Here is a 17,754-nt window from a genome sequence, read left to right as displayed (position 1 = left end):
CGCTCGGCGATCCCCGCGCCCTGCCGGCGCTGCGCGCGCTGGCCGATGGGCGGCTGCTGCGCGCCGCCGACGGCACGCTCCTCGTCCGGGAGGGCACGGCCCTGACCAGCGCCGCGACCGGCGAGGCCGTCCCCGCGCCGGAGGCTGAGCCCGTCCGCATCAACATCAACAACCGGGTCCGCGTCGCGCTGCGCGGCGCGCTCGGCCGGCTTCAGATCGTCTCGCCCGATCCAGCCGAGCGGCTCGCCGCGGCGGAAGGCGTCTTCCGCACCCGCAGCGCCGACAACGTGGCCCTGCTGGAGGCCGCGCTGGCGCGTGAGACGGTGCCGCGCATCCGGGAACGGATGGAGCTTGCCCTTGCGGCCTCACGGTTGGTCTCGGCCGACGCCGAGGCGAAGCGCGCCGGCATCGCGCTGCTTGGCGCCTCCGCCTCTCCGGAGGCCCGCTCCATCCTGCTCGAGGCGCGCGCGACGAACCCTGACCTGCTGGCCGAGATCGAGGCCGCCGTCGCTGCGATCGACCGGCGCCTGGCGATCCGCCGCGGCGCGGAAACGCTCTTCCAGGGCCTCTCGCTCGGCTCCGTGCTTCTGCTGGCCGCCCTCGGCCTTGCGGTGACCTTCGGCGTCATGGGCGTAATCAACATGGCGCATGGCGAGTTCGTCATGCTGGGCGCCTACACCACCGTCGTGGTGCAGGAGTTGACGCGGAACATCCCTTGGCTGGCGCCGTGGTCGCTGCCGCTTTCGGTCCCGGCCGCCTTCCTGCTCACCGCCCTGGCTGGCGCGGCGATGGAGCGCGGACTGATCCGCCACCTCTACGGGCGCCCGCTGGAGACACTGCTGCTGACCTTCGGCGTCGGCATGATGATCCAGCAGGCCGTCCGCCTGGCGTTCGGCGCGCAGAATCGCGAGGTCATCAGCCCTGCCTGGATGCAGGGCACGCTGATGCTGCCGGGCGACATTCCGGTCACCCAGAACCGGCTGTGGATCCTGGCCTTCAGCCTCGTTGTGCTGCTTCTCGTGGTGGCCGCCATCCGCTTCACCCGCTTCGGGCTGGAGATGCGCGCCGTCACGCAGCGCCGCGCCATCGCCTCCTCCATGGGCATCCGCACCGGGCGGGTGGACGCGCTGACCTTCGCCTTCGGCTCCGGCATTGCCGGCATCGCCGGCGTGGCGCTCAGCCAGATCGACAACGTCTCGCCGAACCTCGGCACCGGCTACATCATCGACAGCTTCCTGGTGGTTGTGTTCGGCGGTGTCGGCAGCCTGGCGGGCACGCTGATCGGCGCCTTCGGGCTGGGCATCATCAACAAGGTGATGGAGCCCTGGGTCGGCGCGGTGCTGGCCAAGGTCGCGGTGCTGGTCGCCATCATGCTGTTCATCCAGCGCCGCCCGCGCGGCCTGTTCGCCCAGAAGGGCAGGGCGGCCGAGGCATGAGCGTCACCGCCCTGCCGGCCGCCGCGCCGTCGCGCCTCCGCCTCGGCCTGCGGGCCGTGCTGGTCGGCGCCGTGCTGGTGCTGGCGGCAATGCCGGTGCTGAACCAGCTGCCGTCGGACCACGCGCTGCATGTCTCGGACTTCCTGGTCTCGGTGACGGGCAAGTGGATCTGCTACGCGATCCTTGCCCTGTCGCTCGACCTGGCCTGGGGCTATGCCGGCATCCTCTCGCTCGGCCACGGCGCCTTCTTCGCGCTCGGCGGCTATGCGATGGGGATGCACCTGATGCGGCTGATCGGCCCGCGCGGCGTCTATGGCCATCCGGTCCTGCCGGACTTCATGGTGTTCCTGGGGTATCAGGAGCTGCCCTGGTACTGGCTCGGCTTCGACAGCTTCGCCTTCGCCATGCTGATGGTCCTTGTCGTGCCGGGGCTGCTGGCCTTCGTGCTGGGCTTCCTCTGCTTCCGCAGCCGCATCACCGGCGTCTATTTCTCCATCATCACGCAGGCCATGACCTATGCGCTGATGCTGGCCTTCTTCCGCAACGACATGGGCTTCGGCGGCAACAACGGCTTCACCGACTTCAAGGAGCTGCTGGGCATGCCGCTCAACACCTCCTCGGCCCGGGCGGCGCTGTTCTACGCCTCGCTCGTCGCGCTGGTCGGCTGCTACCTGGTCTGCCGCTGGCTGACGGCCACGAAATACGGCCGCGTTCTGACGGCGATCCGTGATGCCGAGAGCCGGGTGCGCTTCCTCGGCTACTCGGTCACCCAGCACAAGCTGTTCGCCTTCGTGCTGTCCGCCATGATGGCCGGCCTGGCCGGCGCGCTCTATGTGCCGCAGGTTGGCATCATCAATCCCGGCGAGTTCAGCCCCGGCAACTCGATCGAGGCGGTTGTCTGGGTCGCGGTCGGCGGCCGCGGCACGCTGGTCGGCGCGGTGCTCGGCGCCTTCTCGGTCAACGGGCTCAAGACCTGGCTGACCAGCGCGGCGCCCGACCTGTGGCTCTTCGTCCTGGGCGGGCTGTTCGTGCTGGTCACGCTGTTCCTGCCGCGCGGGTTGATCGGCCTTCTGCAGGGTCGCCCGAAGTGAAGGGGCGGCGCCTCTACCTCGATGGCGTCTCGGTCGTCTTCGACGGCTTCCGGGCGCTCAACAACCTGGCGCTGATCGTGGAGCCCGGGGAGCTGCGCGCCGTCATCGGCCCGAACGGCGCCGGCAAGACCACGATGATGGACGTGATCACCGGCAAGACCCGCCCCACGGAAGGCATCGTCAGCTTCGGGGATGCCGACCTGACCCGCATGGACGAGGCCGCGATCGCCAATCTTGGCATCGGCCGCAAGTTCCAGAAGCCTACCGTCTTCGACGCGCTGACCGTGTTCGAGAACCTGGAGCTGGCGCTCAAGGCGCCGCGCGGCCCCATCGCCTGCATCCGCTGGGCACTCACCGGGGAAGCGAAGTCGCGGATCGAGGCGACCATGCAGGAGATCGGCCTGACCGAGCGCGCCCAGGACAAGGCCGGCATCCTCTCCCACGGGCAGCGGCAGTGGCTCGAGATCGGCATGCTGCTGATGCAGGATCCCGACCTGATGCTGGTGGACGAGCCGGTCGCCGGCATGACCGATGCCGAGACCGAGCACACCGCCGCCCTGCTGGTGCGCATCGCCGGTCGCCGCAGCGTGGTGGTCGTGGAGCACGACCTGGAATTCGTCCGCGCGCTGAACTGTCGCGTCACCGTGCTCGCCGAGGGCAGCCTGCTGTCCGAAGGCTCCATCGACCACGTGCAGAACGACGAGCGCGTGATCGAAGTCTATCTGGGGCGCTAGGCCGTGCTGGACGTCGCGAACATCGACCTCTCCTACGGCGCCAGCCGCTGCCTGCGCGGCGTCTCCGTCCGGGCTGAGCCCGGCAAGGTCACCGCCGTGCTCGGCCGCAACGGCGTCGGCAAGTCGTCGCTGCTGCGCGCCATCATGGGGCTGGAGCGCGTACAGTCCGGCCGGATCACCTGGGAAGGCCGCGACGTCACCTCCTTCCCGCCATCGGAGCGCGCCCGCGCCGGCATCGGCTACGTCCCGCAGGGCCGCGAGATCTTCCCCTTCCTCACGGTGCAGGAGAACCTGGAGACGGCGCTGGCCGCCGCACCGCGTGGCAGCAAGGTCTCGGCCGAGGTGTTCGACCTGTTCCCGATCCTCCGCCAGTTCCTGCGTCGGCGCGGCGGCGACCTGTCCGGCGGCCAGCAGCAGCAGCTGGCCATCGCGCGCGCGCTCTGCGCCCGGCCGCGGCTGCTGATCCTCGACGAGCCGACCGAGGGCATCCAGCCCAGCGTCATCAAGGACATCGCCCGCGTCATCCGCCACCTGTCGCGCGACCGCGGCATGGCCGTGGTGCTGGTGGAGCAGTACTACGATTTCGCGCGGGACCTGGCCGACAGCATCGCCGTGATGGTCCGCGGCGAGGTGGCGCTGGCCGGTGCGGCCGGCGCGCTGGACGAGGCGGCGGTGCGACGGCTGCTGACCGTCTGACGCCCGGCTTGGTGCGGAGCCCGGGGGCAGCTAGCCTCCCCGCCGCACCAAGGAGGACGCGCGCATGACACCACCGGAACGCCTGCGGGCGCTGCTGGCCGAACCGGGCTTCGTCGTGATGCCCGCTGTCTGGGACGGCATCAGCGCGAAGCTCGCCGCCCGCGCGGGCTATCGCACCGCCTTCCTCTCGGGCTCCTGCGTGGCGGCCAGCCGGCTCGGCGGCCCGGACCTCGACCTGATCTCTTTCGGCGAGATGTTCGACAGCTTCACCATGGTGCGAAACGCCGCGCCGGAAACGCTGATCCTGGCCGACGGCGACCATGGCTACGGCAACGCGATGAACGTGCAGCGCACCGTGCGCGCCTATGGCCGCGCCGGCGCCGCCGCCATCCTGATCGAGGACAAGATCACCCCCCGCGCGCTGACCGCCGCCGGCAAGCCCTGCCTGCCAAGGGAGGAGGCGCGGATGAAGATCCGCGCCGCGGTGGAGGCCGCGAAGGAGTCGGGCATCCTGATCCTTGCCCGCACCGATTGCCGCCCGACCCAGGGCATCGACGAGGCGGTGGCGCGCATCGCGATGTATGTCGAGGAAGGGGCCGACATCCTCTTCCTCGACAGCCCGCATGACGAGGACGAGATCCGCCGCGGCATCGCCGCGGCCGGCGGCCGGCCGAGCTTCGCCGTGCTCTCCCCCGGCGCGCCGCGCGCGACGCCCAGCCGGACGGAAGCCGAGGCGCTGGGCTTCAAGATCGGCACCTACCCGACCGGCATGCTCTCGCCCGCCATCGCCGGCATGCAGACCGGCCTGGCCGCGCTGCTGGCGGGGCAGGCGGAGTCCGCCGCCGCGCTGCCGCCCGCCGAGCTGCGCGCGACGCTCGGCTATGGCGACTATGACGTCGAGGCGAAGCGCTTCATCGCGAAGGGCTGAGCCGTCTCAGGCGCGCGGCGCTTCCCGGCGCTGCGCGGCCATGCGCACCGGCGCGTTGGCGGCGCCGAAGCCGGAATAGCCGCCCGCGCGCTCCGCGACCTCCAGGAAGAAGCGGTCGCGGAAGGCGTGGGTGTATGCGTGGCGGAAGACGCCGCCCGCCGGGTCGCGGTCATACAGCAGGTGGCGCCGCGCCAGCGCGTGCAGCTCCTCCTCCTCCAGTCCGAAGCGGGCGCCGAGGTCCTCGTAGTAGTTCTCGGGAATGTCGAGCATCTCGGCGCCGCGCGCAGCGGCCGCGTCGGCTTCCGCCATGGCGTCGGCGGACGCGAAGGCAATGTGATGCACGCCCGCGCCGGCCAGCGCCGAGACGAAGCGCCCGGTGCCCGTGCGGCCGCTCTCCGAGGCGTTCAGCGGCAGGCGCACGCTGCCCCCACCGCCGACGAAGGCGCGCGAGCGCACCAGGCCATAAGGGTCCGGGAGTTCCCACAGCGCGTCCGGCTCCAGCCCGAACAGCGCGCGGTAGAACAGCACGAAACTGTCCAGCATGCCCGGCGCCACGGCCTGCGCCGCGTGATCCACGCCGAGCAGCCCGCCTTCCACGGCGTCGGCGTCCAGGACGAAATCGTCTTCCCAGATCGGCCGCGCGCCCGCGCCGGGCGCCTCCACCAGATAGACCAGCGTGCCGTCGGGCGCGCGCACCGACGGGATGCGCCGCTCGCCGGCGCCGATCCGCTCGCGCCAGACCGGGTAGGAGAGGGCGGCCGCGCGTTCCACCAGCCGCGCCGGGTCGTCCACGCGCAGCGCCATCGCGCAGACCGTCGGGCCGAGCTGTTCGAAGCGCTCGGACGCCGCGCTGTCCGGCTCCGCGTTCAGCACCAGGTTCACGCCGCCGTTGCGCCAGAGCTCGACGTCCTTGGACCGGTGCGTGCCCACGCGGCGGAAGCCAAGCGGCGCGACGAAACGGCCGAGCTCCTCGCGCGCCGCCTCGTCCACCGCGAACTCCACGAACTCGATGCCGGAGAGCTTCGGCAGCGCTGGCAGCGGCGCGCGGCCGACCTGCTCCTCCAGCCAGACCAGGCTGCGCAGCCCGTCGCGCGCGATGCGGCGGGACGGCGCGGCGCGGAACTCGTCGTTGAACACTTCCAGCGACAGCGTGCCGTCGAAGCCGGCGGCCAGAAGGTCGCGCAGGAAGCCCGCGACCGGCAACTCGCCCTGCCCGGGAAACAGGCGGTGGTGGCGGCTCCAGCTCAGCACGTCCATCGACAGATTCGGCGCGTCGGCAAGCTGCAGGAAGAACAGCTTCTCCGGCGGCACCGTCCCGGCCAGGCCCGCGAGGTCGTCGCCGAGCGACAGGGTGTGGAAGCTGTCGAGGCAGAGGCCGAGCGCCGCATGGTCCGCGCGCCGCACGATGTCCCAGGCCTGCGCCCAGCGGTTCACGTGCCGGCCCCAGGCCAGCGCCTCGTAGCAGACGCGCAGGCCGCGGCGCGCGGCACGGTCCGCCATCTCGTGCAGGTCGGACGCGGCGCGCGCCGCGTCGTCCAGCGCGGCGGCGCTGGTGTTGCTGCAGACCAGGAGCAGGTCGGTGCCGAGCGCCTGCATGATGTCGAACTTGCGCTCCGCGCGGTCCAGGTTGCGCGCGCGCTGCAGGTCTGGCATCGCCTCGAAGTCGCGGAAGGGCTGGAAGATCGCGATGCGGAGCCCGAGGTCCTCGCACATCCGGCGCACCTCGGCGGGCGTGCCCTCGAAGGTCAGCAGGTCGTTCTCGAAGATCTCCACCGCCTCGAAGCCGGCCGCGGCTGCCGCTTCCAGCTTGTCGGCGAGCGGGCCGGAGAGGCAGACGGTCGCAATGGATTTCGGCAGCCGCGGCATGGCAGCCCTCACAGATCGAAGAAGACGGTCTCGCCTTCGCCCTGAAGGCGGATGTCCAGGATGTACACCGGCCTGCCCTCGCGCGTCTCGCGCCGCGCGATCAGGGTCTTGCGCCGCTCCGGCTGCTCGATGATGCGCAGCACCGGATCCTCGGCATTCGCCTCCGCCTCGTCCTCGAAATAGAGGCGCGTGGAGAGGCCGATGTTGATGCCGCGTGCGACGATCCACAGCGAGATGTGCGGCGCCATCCTTCGGTGGCCGCGGCGGCCGGCGACGCGGCCGGGCTTGATCGTCTCGAAGCACCACAGCCCGGTCTGGAAGTCCGTTCCCGTGCGGCCCCAGCCGCGGAAGGCCTCGTCGCGCGGTCCGTCCTGGCGGTCGGCCGGGTGGTTGTGGCGACCGAAGCTGTCGGCCTGCCAGATCTCCACCAGCGCGTCGCGCACCGGCGTGCCCGTGCCGTCGTAGATGCGGCCCTCGATGCGGATGCGCTCGCCCTGCACCGCGGGCGTCACCAGCGTCTCGCCCAGATTCGTCTCGAAGATGTCGAAGCCCGCCTGCTTCGGGATCAGCCCGATATGCACATAGGGTCCGGCGGTCTGGGATGCGGTCTCGGGCAGGTAGCCCAGCGTGTCGGGGGTGATCATGGCGCTCAGTTCCCCTGCAGCCGGTTCTCAAAGACGGTGGAGCGCCGCCCGCGCAGCACGATGTCCCAGCGATAGGCGAGCGTGTCGAGCGGCACGGCCGCGTTAAGGTCCAGCCGCGCCACCAGCCTGTCGCGCGCGCCCTCGTCGGCGACGGTGTTGATGATGCTGTCGTGGCGGATCAGCGGGTCGCCCTCGAAATACATCTGGGTGATCAGCCGCTGCGCGAAGCCCGAGCCGAAGACCGAGAAGTGGATATGGGCCGGCCGCCAGTCGTTCACGCGATTGCGGAAGGGGTAGGGGCCCGGCTTGATGGTGCGGAAGACGTAGCGCCCCTCCGCATCCGTGATGGTCCGCCCGCAGCCGCCGAAATTCGGGTCGATGGTGCCGATGTAGGTGTCGTTCCGGTGGCGGTAGCGGCCGGAGGCATTGGCCTGCCAGAACTCCACCAGCACGCCCGGCACCGGGCGCGCGGCACCGTCCAGCACGCGGCCATGCACGATGATCCGCTCGCCCACCGGCTCGCCGGCCTTGGCGTAGTTCAGGATCAGGTCGTTGTCCAAGGGGCCGAGCTCGTCCTGGCCGAAGGCCGGCCCCGTCACCTCGGAGAGGCTGTTCTGCAGCGAGATCAACGGCCGGTGGGGGCCGCGAAAGACGCTCGTCTTGTAGATCGGCGTCACGGCGGGCGGGTGCAGCCCCCGGTCGCGCTGGATGAATTCGCTGTCGGGGTTCATCGGTGCTTCTACCTTCCTCCGAATGGCGTCAGGTGGCCGGCGCCAGGCCGAGCATGCGGCGCGCCTGCGCGGCGGTCGCCACGGGTCGCCCATGCTCCGCCGCCAGCTTCGCGACATGCGCAACGAGGGCCGCGTTGGATGGCGCCAGCGTGTCCCGGTCCAGCCGTATGTTGTCCTCCAGGCCCGTTCGGCAGTGGCCGCCCATCTGCAGCGCCCAGCGCGCCACCTCGAACTGGTGGCGCCCGATGCCAGCGGCGGTCCAGGTCGCGCCGGACAGCAGCTCCTTCAGCTTCGCCACCTCGAACTCCAGGATGTCGCGCCGTGCCGGCAGGGCGTGCTTCACGCCGAAGACGAACTGCACATGCGGCGGCGGCATAATCAGCCCTTCCGTCACTAGGTCGGCGGTGTTGTAGAGCATCGCCAGGTCGAAGACCTCGATCTCCGGCTTGATGCCGAGGTCGCGCATGGTGGTCGCCAGGCTGCGCACGAAGTCCGGCGGATTCTCGTAGACGATGGTCGGGAAGTTCACGCTGCCCGTGGCCAGGCTCGCCATGTCCGGCCGCAGGTGCAGCATGCTGCCCCGTTGCTCCAGCGCGCGGCCGCGGCCGCCTGTGGAGAACTGCACGATAATGTCCGGGCAGTGCCGGCGGATGCCGTCCTGGAAGGCGGCGAACTTCTCCGGATCGCTGCTCGGTGACTCGTCGGCGTTGCGGACATGCACATGCACCAGCGCGGCGCCGGCCTCGTAGGCGGCGTGGGTGCTCTCGACCTGCTCGGCGACGGTCACCGGCAGGGCGGGGTTGTCCTTCTTGCGCGGCACCGATCCGGTGATCGCGACGGAGATGATGCAGGGCTCGCCGGCCATGGTGACGTCCTTCGCAGCGGGGAACGGTGCGGCGGCGGGCGGGCCCGCCGCCGCCGGCACGTCACTCCGCGGTGATGCCGCGGGCGCGGATCAGCTCGCCCCACTTGGCGCTCTCGGCGCGGAAATAGGCGGGCCACTGCTCCGGCGTGCCGGGGGTGGGGAAGATCGAGTTCTGCCGCAGGCGCTCCAGCACCTCCGGGTTGCGCATCGTCGCGTCCTTGGCGGCAGCGAGCCGTGCGACGATCGGCGCCGGGGTGCCGGCCGGGGCCAGCAGGGCGAAGTTGCTGGTCGCCTCGAAGCCGGGGAAGCCGCTCTCGGCGATGGTCGGCACGTCGGGCGCCAGCGGGTTGCGCTCCAGCGTGCTGACGCCGATGGCCTTGATCTGCCCCGCCGCCATCAGCGGCAGCGCAGTGACGCCGTCCACCATCGCCACCTGCACCTCGTTCGTGATCAGCGCCTGCACCGCGGGCGCCCCGCCGCGATACGTCACGTTCTCGATCTGGATGCCCGCGCTGCGCAGGAACAGCTCCGTCGCCAGATGCGCCGAGGAGCCGGCGCCGGAGGAGGCATAGGACATGCGCCCGGGCGCTTCCTTGGCGCGCGTCACCAGGGTGGCGATGTTGTCCACGCCGATGCGCGGGTTCACGCAGAGGAAGATCGGCGAGATCGCGATGCGGCCGATGCCGACGAAGGCGGTGTCGTCGTCATAGCCGCGGTTCGGGAACAGGTGCCGCGACATGGCATAGGTGGAGTTCACGCCGAGCAGCAGCGTGTGCCCGTCCGGCCGGGCGCGCGCGACGGAGGCGTGGCCGATGGTGCCGGATGCGCCGGGGCGGTTGTCCACGACCACGTTGCCGTTCAACTCCCGCGACATCTGCTGCGCGACGACGCGCGCGACGAAGTCGGTGGAGCCGCCCGGCGCCCAGGCGACGACCAGCGTCACCGGACGGGTGCCGGGATAGGCGGCGGCCTGCGCGCGTGCGGCGCTGGGCGCGAGGCCGGCGGCCAGCAGGCCGAGCGAGGCGGCACCGAAGCCGCGGCGGGAGATGGTCATGGATGCTTCCTCCGTTCGTGTGGTCCGGCGCGGGCCGGGGCGGGGCATGGTGTGGCCTGCCGATCCGCGTTGACGATGTATGTACTGGTGAGTACATTCAGATGGCAAGTGAAAAATCGCTCGCCACGCCGGATGCCTCCCGGCAGAGGAACGCCGCCATGTCCCATCGCGACCTGCCCCCCTCCGTCCTGTGCGGCCTGATCGGCAGCGGCATCCAGGCCTCACGCACCCCCGCCCTGCATGAGCGGGAAGGCGCCGAGCAGGGCCTGCGCCTGGTCTATCGTCTGATCGACCTCGACCGGCTCGGCATCGGTCCCGAGGCGCTGGAGGAGCTGCTGACCGCGGCGGAGCGGATGGGCTTCGCCGGGCTGAACATCACCTTCCCGTGCAAGCAGGCCGTGCTGCCGCTGCTGCACGAGCTGTCGCCCGACGCGCGGGCGCTGGGCGCGGTGAACACGGTGGTGCTGCGCGACGGGAAGCGGATCGGCCACAACACGGACTGCTCCGGCTTCGCCGAGGGCTTCCGCCGCGGCCTGCCCGGCACGGCGCGCGCCCGGGTGGTGCAGCTCGGTGCGGGCGGCGCAGGGGCGGCGGTCGCCCATGCGCTGCTCTCGGAAGGCGTCGGACGACTCGCCATCACCGATACCGACGCCGCGCGGGCCGAGGCGCTGGCCGCGGATCTCTGCGCCCGCTTCGGCGCCGGTCGCGCCGTTGCCTGCCGCGACCTGCCGGCCGAGGTGGCGGCGGCCGACGGCGTGGTGAACTGCACGCCGGTCGGCATGGCGAAGCTGCCGGGCACGCCGCTGCCCGTCGCGCTGCTGCGCCCCGCGCTCTGGGTCGCCGAGATCGTCTATTTTCCGCTGGAAACCGAGCTTCTGCGCGCCGCGCGCGCCATCGGCTGCCGCACCCTCGATGGCGGCGGCATGGCGGTGTTCCAGGCCGTCGGCGCCTTCCGCCTGTTCACCGGCAGGGCGCCCGACGCCGAGCGCATGCTGCGCCACTTCGCGGAGATGTCGGCGGCCGCGGCCACCGCGCAGCGCGCGGCCTGATCAGGGCCGCACGTAGCGCAGCACCGCTTCCGTGATCATCCGGCGATGCGCCGCCGCCGTCTCCGGCGCGCGCAGGTCGCGTCCGAAGATCGCCGACAGCGTGTGGCGGTTGGACACGCGGTAGAAGCAGAACGAGCTGATCAGCATGTGCAGGTCCAGCGCGTCCAGCCCCTTGCGGAACGCGCCCGCCGCCTCGCCGCGCGCCAGCAGCGCGCGCAGCGTGCCGATCACCGCCGCGTTGCGGTCGCGGATGGTGGGGGAGGCGGCGACGTTCCGGGCCTCGTGGATGTTCTCCACGCTGACCAGGCGGACGAATTCGGGATGCGCGGCGTGGTGGTCGAAGGTCACCTCCACCAGGCGCTGCAGCGCCTGCAGCGGCGGCAGGCTGTCCAGCTGCAGCGCCTGCTCGGCGTCGCGCATGCCGCCGTACATGCGTTCCAGCACGGCGGCGTAGAGCTGCTCCTTGCCGCCGAAGTAGTAATAGATCATCCGCTTGGTGGTGCGGGTGCGCGCCGCGATGTCGTCCACCCGCCCGCCGTCGAAGCCCTTCTCGCTGAACTCGGCGATCGCCGCCTCCAGGATGTCGCGCCGCGTCTGCTCGGGGTCGCGCTTGCGGGGCGCGGGCCTGTCGCGCGCGGGGTCCTGGCGCGGGGCTGGGCTTTCCGGAGGCATGCGGCTGCGTGCCATGCGCCGGCCGCGCCAGCAAGGGCCGGCGGCCGGCTTCGCGCCGGGCCACGCCGGCGATAGGCTCGGCGCGCCTGCCCCAGGGAGAGTGCCGATGCGCATCGCGGTCCTGCAGTTCGCGCACGAGACGGTCACCTTCCTGCCCAACGAGACGACGGAAGAAGACTTCCGCTACCCGGGCTCTCCCGCCGCCGGGGAGGCGCTGCTCGCGACCGATCCAAAGGGCTACATGGGCGGCTTCGTGCAGGTGGCGCGCGAATACCTGGGCGTTGAGCTGGTGGGCATCGAATCACCCCTCTGGCCCAGGACCGGCACCGGCTCCGGCTGGATCACCCGCGAGGCCTTCGAGGGCTTCCTCGGCCGCATGCTGGACGGGCTGCGCGAGCAGGGGCCGTTCCGCGGCGTCTATCTGGCGCTGCACGGCGCCATGGGCGTGCGCGGCGTGCCCCGGCCGGAAGCCGAGATCGCCCGCCGCGTGCGCGCCGTGGTCGGGCCCGGTGTGCCCATCGCCGCCACCTTCGACCCGCATGGCAACGAGGACGCCGAGTTCCTGCGCCACGCCGACCTGGCCTTCACCGTGAAGTATTTCCCTCACTACGACATGCACCTGCAGGGCCAGCGCGCCGCGCGGATGCTGGTGCGCACCATCCGCGGGCAGTTCCGGCCGGCCCATGTGACCCGCAAGCTGCCGATCCTCACGCCCACCGTCCTGCAATGGACCGGCGCGCCGCCCTGGTCCGACCTGGTGCAGCGCGCGCTGACCTGGGAGGCGCGGGAGCCCGACGTCTTCGTCAACGTCTTCTTCGGCTTCCCCTGGAGCGACGTGCCCGACGCCGGCATGACCTTCCAGGTCATCACCGACGGCCGCCCCGAGCTGGCAGAGCATGTCGCCCGCGACATGGCCGCCTATGCCTGGCGACGCCGGGCCGAGCTGGTCTCCAGCGCGACCATCCACCGCATATCGGCCGGCGTGGCGATGGCCCGCCAGGCCGTGGCCGAAGGCCGCGCGCCGGTGGTGCTGGCCGACCACAGCGACCGCTCCGGCCACGCCACCTGGCTGTTGCGCGAGATCCTGGCGCAGGGCCTGTCGCGCACCCTGGTCGCGACCGTCGCATCGCCGCTCGCCATCGGCACGCTGCAGGCCGAAGGCGTGCGCCCGGGCGACGCCTTTGACATGGAGGTCGGCGGCGGCGTGGACGAATCGGCCGGCCAGCCGGTGCGGATCCAGGGCCGTTTCCGGGGCTTCGTCACGCCGACCTCGCACCGCGCCACCGGGGGGCAGAGCTGGGCACTGGTCGAGTTCGGCGCCGGCAACCTGCTGATCCTCAGCCCCTACCTCGTTCAGATCATGGTGCCGGAGGAGCTCTGGGGCCTCGGGCTGCAGGCCGGAGAGTTCGACGTGATCGCCATCAAGTCGCGCGCGCATTTCCGCCGCGGCTTCGACGACAGCGGCTTCGCCCGCACCATCCTTCTGGTCGAGCCGGACGAGCCCTTCCTCGGGACCGTGCGGCTGGAGGCGCTGCCCTACGCCAACCTCCGGCTGGCCGACTTCTACCCCTATGGCGGCCCCGCGGATCCGCTGGCGGAGGCTTGACACGCCGCGCGGGCGGCCACTCTTACTGCGCGACAATCCAGGAAAGACATGGCCCGGGGGCAGCGCAGGCGGCGCGATCATGCCTCGCGCCCGGCCATGCAGAGGGACCCGTTCCGCATGACCCAGCCTGTGACCGGCCTGGAGCACTGGACGACCAGGGCCGATGTGCGGCTGTTCATGTGGGAGAAGTTCGTCGGCGAGCCCACCGGGAAGCGCGGCACGATCCTGTTCATCCACGGCTCTTCCATGGGCTCCCAGGCCACCTTCGACCTGCAGGTACCCGGCAAGCCGGACGTCTCGGTGATGGATGTCTTCGCGCGCGCCGGCTACGATTGCTGGTGCCTGGACAACGAAGGCTACGGCCGTTCCTCCAAGCACCGCGAGATCACCTGCGACATCTCCAACGGCGCCGACGACATCGCGGCCGCGGCTGCCTACATCGAGGCGACGCGGAAGGCCGGGCCGCTGCTGGTCTACGGCATCTCCTCCGGCGCGCTGAAGGCGGCGCTGTTCGCGCAGCGAAACCCGGGCCGGGTGAAGCGCCTCGCTCTCGATGCCTTCGTCTGGACGGGGGAGGGCAGCCCGACGCTGGAGCAGCGGCGGAAGAAGCTGCCGGAGTACCAGGCCGCCGGGAACCGCCGCCCGATCGACCGCGCCTTCGTCCACTCCATCTTCACCCGCGATCATCCCGGCACGGCCGAGGAGGCGACAGTGAACGCCTTCGCCGATGCCATCCTGGCGCTGGACGACAGCGTGCCGATCGGCACCTACATCGACATGTGCCTGCACCTACCCGTGGTGGACCCGGCAAGGATCGACTGCCCGACAATCGTAATGCGCGGCGAGTACGACGGCATCGCGGGGCTCGATGACCTGCTGGCGTTCTTCCGGGCCCTGCCCAACCCCGACAAGCAGTTCGCCGTGATGCCCGGCATCGCGCACGCCAGCTTCCAGCAGAAGAACTACCGCCTGGTGCAGCACATCCTGGCGTCCTTCTTCGCGCAGCCGGAGCCGGTCTACCGGGGCGAGCACTGAACACCGCCGGCACGGCCGGCCAAGCAGGGAGAAAGCGGGAATGACGTTTGGGACGACCACACTCACGCGCCGCAGCATCGGCGCCGCCGCGCTCGGCGCGGGTCTCGCCGCCATGCGCCCGGCCGCGGCGCAGTCCGGCTTCCCCAGCCGCAACTTCCGCGTGGTGATCCCCACCGGCCAGGGTGGCGGGGCCGACCGGCTGGCGCGCAGCTTCGACGACGGCTGGACCAAGCACCTCAACGGGCGGCAGTTCGAATACGAGTTCTTCCCCGGCGCCGCCGGCCAGGTGGGCTACGAGCTCTTCGTCAGCCGGCGCGATGCCGACGCGCACCACCTGCTCTTCGGCAACATGGGGCCGGAGATGATCATGTATGCCCTCCAGCGCCCGCGCTTCCGCTTCCCCGAGGACCTGACCTATTTCTGCCGGATCGACGTGGACGACAGCTGCGTCTTCGTCCGCGCCAACAGCCCGTTCCGCCGCATCGAGGACGTGGTGGCGGAGGCGAAGCGCCGGCCGCTCAACGTGGCGACGAGCCGCATCCCGCACCCGGCCTCCATCGGCATCCTGGCGCTGGGCGAGCACCAGAACGCGCGCTTCAACCTGGTGCCCTATGGCGGGGGCAACCCGACCCTGGTCGCCGTGCTGAACGGGGAGGCCGACATCGGCGTGCTGCCCATCGCGCTCGCCGTCCAGCAGGGCGAGCGCATGCGCACCCTCGGCGTCTTCAACCGGGAGAACATCCTGGCCGCCAAGACCGACAACGCGCCGCCGATCAACGCGGTCTTCGGCAGCAATATCCCCGACCTCTACTCCTCCCGCGCTTGGGCCATCCACACCCGTGCCATCGACCGCTACCCCGACCGTTTCCGCGTGCTGGAGGAGACCTCGGCCAGGGTGTTCGACGACCCGGCCTTCCGCGACGCCTACGACAAGCAGGGCCTGCCCATCGAGACCATCCGCTACGGCAACCGCGCCACCTGCACGGAATACGCGCTGGGCATGATCGACCTGGCCAACCGCTACCGCGCCCAGCTGAGCGCGCAACGCTAGCGATGCCGCGGCAGCGCCACGGCAGCGAACCGAAGCCGGCCGGGCAGGAACTCGTCATTCCCGCCCTCGCGGTCGGCTTCACCGCCTACTACTTCTGGACCGTGCAAGAGCTGGCGTGGGAGGCGAAGGCCAACGGCGTCGTCATCGGCGCCATCCTGCTGGTTCTGGTGGCGCTGCTGCTGCTGCGCATGGGTCTGCAGCTGGCCCGCGGCGACGTCTCGCTGCGCGCCACGCTCGGCGGCGACCGTGCGACGGACCGGTTGCGTCTCGGCCTTCTCGGGCTCTGCGCCGCCTTCATCGTGGTGCTGCCACTACTCGGCACGGTCATCTCCCTGGCGCTGGTGCTGTTCGCGGCGATGTGGCTGCTGGGTGCGCGGCACTGGCCGAGCCTGATCGGCGTCTCGCTCGTCACGCCGCTGCTGGTCTGGGCCACGCTGATCGTCGGCATCGGCACGCGCTTCCCGCTCGGCCCCTTCGAGCATGCGATGGCCGCGTTGCTCGGCCTGCCCGGGCTCGACTAGGGTGGAGCTGGATCTCGCGACGCTGGCCGAGCTGTTCGGCCGCTCCTTCTCGCTCTGGTGGGCGATCCTGCCGGGCATCGCGCTCGGCCTGGTCGTCGGCGTTCTGCCCGGCTTCTCGCCGCAGAACACGCTGATCATCCTGCTGCCCGTCACCCTGGCGATGGACACCGAGGCCGCGCTGGCCTTCATGATCTCGCTCTACTGCGCGAACCACCTCTCGGGTGGGATTCCGGCCATCCTGGTGAACATCCCCGGCAGCGGCGGCGCGGCAGCCACCTGCATCGACGGCTACCAGATGACGAAGAAGGGCCAGGCGCAGCAGGCGCTGGTGCTGTCCTTCGTCGCCTCTGTCGCGGGCGGCCTGATCACCTCGGTCGCGGTGCTGGCGCTGCTGCCCTTCCTGGCGCAACTTGGCCTGGTGCTGCGCTCGGTCGAGATGGTGGTGATCATCCTCTTCGGCCTGACGCTGATCGCCGTGCTCGCGGCCAAGGACATGCTGAAGGGCCTGATCGGCGGCATGTTCGGCCTGATGCTCGGCGCGATCGGCACGGATACCGTCTATTCCACCCCGCGCGCCACCTTCGGCTTCCTCGAGCTGTATGACGGCCTGCCCCTGGTGCCCGTCCTGATCGGCCTCTTCGCCATCAGCGAGGCGCTGGTGATGCTGGAGGAGCGTTTCACCGGCACGCCGCCGGCGCAGAGCCGCGCCGCGCAGTGGAAGGACACGGTGGAAGGCCTGTGGATGTGCGTGAAGTACTGGTGGCAGATCACCTGGACCGCCTTCCTCGGCCTGGTCGTCGGCGTGATCCCGGGGGCGGGGGCCTACATCGCCTCCTTTGTCGCCTACCAGCAGTCGCGGCTGTTCTCGAAGACGCCCGAGCTCTACGGCACCGGCCACCCACCCGGCGTGATCGCGCCGGAGAGTGCGAACAACGGCGTCACCTCCGGCACGCTGGTGCCGACCATGGCCATTGGCGTGCCGGGCGGGTCGACCGCCGCGGTGATGATGATCGTGCTGCAGTACCAGGGCATCACGGTGGGGCCGCGGCTGTTCCAGGAAAGCCCTGCCATCGCCTACGGCGTCTTCGTCATGATGACGGTCGCCTACATCTTCATGATCCCGATGGTCATGCCGCTGGCCCGCTACGCCTCCCGCGTCGTGACCGTCCCGGTCCACTACATCGTGCCGCTGATCCTGGCGCTGACCGTGGTGGGCGCCTTCGCCGACCGCGAATACGTCTTCGACATGGTGCTCGCGCTGGTCTTCGGCGTGATCGGCTACATCGCCGTGAAGTCCAACTACCACGTCACCTCCATCCTGATCGGCGTGCTGCTCGGCCCGATCTTCGAACGCTACCTGCTGCGCTCGCTGCGCATCGGGCAGGGGGACATCATGGTGCTGTTCTCGTCGCCCATCGCCAACGTGCTCTGGGCGCTGCTGGTGATCTCCGTCGTGCTGCCGATCTGGCGCGAGCGACGGCTGGCGAGGACCGCGGCATGACCGCGGTCCCCGTCCTGCTCGCCGCTGGCGCCATCAAGACGGCGGTCGAGGAGTTGCTGCACCGGCCCGGCCTGTGGCAGGGCCCGCCGCCGGATGTCCGCTACGGCACCGCCGGCGCGCTGCGCGACCGTGCCCTGGCCGGGGAGGCCGCGGATGTCGTGGTGACCAGCGACGACGGTATCGCGAAGCTGCGAGACGCCGGGCGCCTGCACGGCGCCGCGCTGCCCCTCGGCGCCGCCGGCACCGGGCTCGCGCTGCGCGACGGCGCCCCGCG

At 71.0% G+C, this 17,754-nt stretch carries 18 protein-coding genes; 12 read left to right on the top strand and 6 right to left on the bottom strand.

The genetic code is table 11. The features are described from left to right. From urtB to OZN99_RS10055, 5 genes are all read left to right on the top strand, one after another. The coding region (urtB, locus tag OZN99_RS10075; protein WP_270935081.1) for an urea ABC transporter permease subunit UrtB at positions 1 to 1,436 on the top strand (1,436 nt) is incomplete at its 5' end. Next, the gene (urtC, locus tag OZN99_RS10070; RefSeq protein WP_270935080.1) at positions 1,433 to 2,527 is read left to right on the top strand and encodes an urea ABC transporter permease subunit UrtC; all 1,095 of its coding nucleotides are present in this window, start codon (positions 1,433 to 1,435) and stop codon (positions 2,525 to 2,527) included. The genes urtB and urtC, both read left to right, overlap by 4 nt. Beyond that, positions 2,524 to 3,261, top strand: a complete 738-nt coding sequence (gene urtD, locus OZN99_RS10065) for an urea ABC transporter ATP-binding protein UrtD (RefSeq protein WP_270935079.1) — start codon at positions 2,524 to 2,526, stop codon at positions 3,259 to 3,261. Before urtC ends, urtD begins: the two co-directional genes overlap by 4 nt. Positions 3,262 to 3,264: 3 nt before the next feature. Next, positions 3,265 to 3,957, top strand: coding sequence for an urea ABC transporter ATP-binding subunit UrtE (gene urtE / locus OZN99_RS10060; protein WP_270935078.1), 693 nt, complete (start codon positions 3,265 to 3,267; stop codon positions 3,955 to 3,957). 64 nt (positions 3,958 to 4,021) lie between these two features. Next, complete coding sequence (locus tag OZN99_RS10055; RefSeq protein ID WP_270935077.1) at positions 4,022 to 4,885, top strand: isocitrate lyase/PEP mutase family protein; 864 nt, start codon at positions 4,022 to 4,024, stop codon at positions 4,883 to 4,885. Between the two features lie 6 nt (positions 4,886 to 4,891). Here the strand turns inward: OZN99_RS10055 and OZN99_RS10050 are convergent, their stop codons facing one another. The 5 genes from OZN99_RS10050 to OZN99_RS10030 form a co-directional block, all read right to left on the bottom strand. After that, complete coding sequence (locus OZN99_RS10050; RefSeq protein ID WP_270935076.1) at positions 4,892 to 6,751, bottom strand: bifunctional sugar phosphate isomerase/epimerase/4-hydroxyphenylpyruvate dioxygenase family protein; 1,860 nt, start codon at positions 6,749 to 6,751, stop codon at positions 4,892 to 4,894. Between the two features lie 8 nt (positions 6,752 to 6,759). Then, positions 6,760 to 7,395, bottom strand: coding sequence for a protocatechuate 3,4-dioxygenase subunit alpha (gene pcaG / locus OZN99_RS10045; RefSeq protein ID WP_270935075.1), 636 nt, complete (start codon positions 7,393 to 7,395; stop codon positions 6,760 to 6,762). A 5-nt stretch (positions 7,396 to 7,400) separates the two neighbouring features. Then, positions 7,401 to 8,126 carry a protocatechuate 3,4-dioxygenase subunit beta gene (gene pcaH / locus OZN99_RS10040; protein ID WP_270935074.1) on the bottom strand — a complete coding sequence of 242 codons (726 nt, stop codon included), beginning with the start codon at positions 8,124 to 8,126 and terminating at the stop codon, positions 7,401 to 7,403. A gap of 28 nt (positions 8,127 to 8,154) precedes the next feature. Next, positions 8,155 to 8,991, bottom strand: a complete 837-nt coding sequence (locus OZN99_RS10035) for a BKACE family enzyme (RefSeq protein ID WP_270935073.1) — start codon at positions 8,989 to 8,991, stop codon at positions 8,155 to 8,157. Between the two features lie 61 nt (positions 8,992 to 9,052). Then, positions 9,053 to 10,045 carry a Bug family tripartite tricarboxylate transporter substrate binding protein gene (locus tag OZN99_RS10030; protein ID WP_270935072.1) on the bottom strand — a complete coding sequence of 331 codons (993 nt, stop codon included), beginning with the start codon at positions 10,043 to 10,045 and terminating at the stop codon, positions 9,053 to 9,055. Positions 10,046 to 10,203: 158 nt separating this feature from the next. On the opposite strand from OZN99_RS10030, the gene OZN99_RS10025 reads away from it, so the two are divergent. Then, on the top strand, positions 10,204 to 11,094 hold the full coding sequence (locus OZN99_RS10025; RefSeq protein WP_270935071.1) for a shikimate dehydrogenase: 891 nt from the start codon (positions 10,204 to 10,206) through the stop codon (positions 11,092 to 11,094). Here the strand turns inward: OZN99_RS10025 and OZN99_RS10020 are convergent, their stop codons facing one another. After that, complete coding sequence (locus OZN99_RS10020) at positions 11,095 to 11,781, bottom strand: TetR/AcrR family transcriptional regulator (protein ID WP_270935070.1); 687 nt, start codon at positions 11,779 to 11,781, stop codon at positions 11,095 to 11,097. A gap of 91 nt (positions 11,782 to 11,872) precedes the next feature. On the opposite strand from OZN99_RS10020, the gene OZN99_RS10015 reads away from it, so the two are divergent. The 6 genes from OZN99_RS10015 to OZN99_RS09990 all read left to right on the top strand — a co-directional run. After that, positions 11,873 to 13,372, top strand: coding sequence for a M81 family metallopeptidase (locus tag OZN99_RS10015; RefSeq protein ID WP_270935069.1), 1,500 nt, complete (start codon positions 11,873 to 11,875; stop codon positions 13,370 to 13,372). 117 nt (positions 13,373 to 13,489) lie between these two features. Continuing rightward, entirely contained in the window at positions 13,490 to 14,407 is a 918-nt protein-coding gene (locus OZN99_RS10010; protein ID WP_270935068.1) for an alpha/beta hydrolase, read from the top strand. A gap of 40 nt (positions 14,408 to 14,447) precedes the next feature. Further along, positions 14,448 to 15,458 carry a Bug family tripartite tricarboxylate transporter substrate binding protein gene (locus tag OZN99_RS10005; RefSeq protein ID WP_270935067.1) on the top strand — a complete coding sequence of 337 codons (1,011 nt, stop codon included), beginning with the start codon at positions 14,448 to 14,450 and terminating at the stop codon, positions 15,456 to 15,458. Positions 15,459 to 15,460: 2 nt separating this feature from the next. After that, positions 15,461 to 15,979 carry a tripartite tricarboxylate transporter TctB family protein gene (locus tag OZN99_RS10000; protein WP_270935066.1) on the top strand — a complete coding sequence of 173 codons (519 nt, stop codon included), beginning with the start codon at positions 15,461 to 15,463 and terminating at the stop codon, positions 15,977 to 15,979. Position 15,980: 1 nt separating this feature from the next. After that, positions 15,981 to 17,480 carry a tripartite tricarboxylate transporter permease gene (locus OZN99_RS09995; RefSeq protein ID WP_270935065.1) on the top strand — a complete coding sequence of 500 codons (1,500 nt, stop codon included), beginning with the start codon at positions 15,981 to 15,983 and terminating at the stop codon, positions 17,478 to 17,480. Next, positions 17,477 to 17,754, top strand: a 278-nt coding sequence (locus OZN99_RS09990; RefSeq protein WP_270935064.1) for a substrate-binding domain-containing protein, incomplete at its 3' end; no start/stop codon positions are given. The genes OZN99_RS09995 and OZN99_RS09990, both read left to right, overlap by 4 nt.

It is taken from the genome of Falsiroseomonas oryzae (genome assembly GCF_027856955.1).
Classification (GTDB): Bacteria; Pseudomonadota; Alphaproteobacteria; order Acetobacterales; family Acetobacteraceae; genus Falsiroseomonas; species Falsiroseomonas oryzae.
Note: the sequence above shows the minus strand (reverse complement) of the source record. Positions and strands in the feature narration are given on the sequence as shown.

Coding starts and splice junctions, on each gene's coding strand:
- pcaH (WP_270935074.1), bottom strand. CDS start 8,126: ATGAACCCCGACAGCGAATTCATCCAGCGCGACCGGGGGCTGCACCCG.
- urtC (WP_270935080.1), top strand. CDS start 1,433: ATGAGCGTCACCGCCCTGCCGGCCGCCGCGCCGTCGCGCCTCCGCCTC.
- OZN99_RS10015 (WP_270935069.1), top strand. CDS start 11,873: ATGCGCATCGCGGTCCTGCAGTTCGCGCACGAGACGGTCACCTTCCTG.
- OZN99_RS10020 (WP_270935070.1), bottom strand. CDS start 11,781: ATGGCACGCAGCCGCATGCCTCCGGAAAGCCCAGCCCCGCGCCAGGAC.
- OZN99_RS10030 (WP_270935072.1), bottom strand. CDS start 10,045: ATGACCATCTCCCGCCGCGGCTTCGGTGCCGCCTCGCTCGGCCTGCTG.
- OZN99_RS10010 (WP_270935068.1), top strand. CDS start 13,490: ATGACCCAGCCTGTGACCGGCCTGGAGCACTGGACGACCAGGGCCGAT.
- OZN99_RS10050 (WP_270935076.1), bottom strand. CDS start 6,751: ATGCCGCGGCTGCCGAAATCCATTGCGACCGTCTGCCTCTCCGGCCCG.
- OZN99_RS10005 (WP_270935067.1), top strand. CDS start 14,448: ATGACGTTTGGGACGACCACACTCACGCGCCGCAGCATCGGCGCCGCC.
- OZN99_RS10035 (WP_270935073.1), bottom strand. CDS start 8,991: ATGGCCGGCGAGCCCTGCATCATCTCCGTCGCGATCACCGGATCGGTG.
- OZN99_RS10025 (WP_270935071.1), top strand. CDS start 10,204: ATGTCCCATCGCGACCTGCCCCCCTCCGTCCTGTGCGGCCTGATCGGC.
- pcaG (WP_270935075.1), bottom strand. CDS start 7,395: ATGATCACCCCCGACACGCTGGGCTACCTGCCCGAGACCGCATCCCAG.
- OZN99_RS10055 (WP_270935077.1), top strand. CDS start 4,022: ATGACACCACCGGAACGCCTGCGGGCGCTGCTGGCCGAACCGGGCTTC.
- OZN99_RS10000 (WP_270935066.1), top strand. CDS start 15,461: ATGCCGCGGCAGCGCCACGGCAGCGAACCGAAGCCGGCCGGGCAGGAA.